At 72.1% G+C, this 308-nt stretch carries 1 protein-coding gene; it reads left to right on the top strand.

Annotation, left to right across the window (positions count from 1 at the left end; all coding sequences use genetic code 11):
- On the top strand, nt 1-308 hold a 308-nt coding region (locus tag AC5RUJ_RS18930), incomplete at both ends, for an aminotransferase class III-fold pyridoxal phosphate-dependent enzyme (RefSeq protein ID WP_494156597.1).

Below are 308 nucleotides of genomic sequence, written 5' to 3'. Positions count from 1 at the left end.
CCTCGGTCGAGGCCACGCTCGCCGAGCACGGCGCGGACAGCTTCGCCGCCATGGTCATCGAACCCATCCAGGGCGAGGGCGGCTTTGTTGTTCCGGCCCCCGGCTTCCTCGCGGGGCTGCGGCGGATCGCCGACCGGCACGGCATCGTGCTGGTGATCGACGAGATCCAGGCCGGCATGGGACGCACCGGGACGCTCTTCGCCAGCGAACACGAGTCGGTGGCCGGCGACATCACGCTCACGGCCAAGGCGCTGGCCGACGGGCTGCCGCTCAGCGCCGTCACCGGACGCGCCGACCTGATGAACGCC

The organism is Arthrobacter sp. Y3223164 (assembly GCF_059091005.1).
This window is presented reverse-complemented; position numbering and strand designations above follow the sequence as displayed.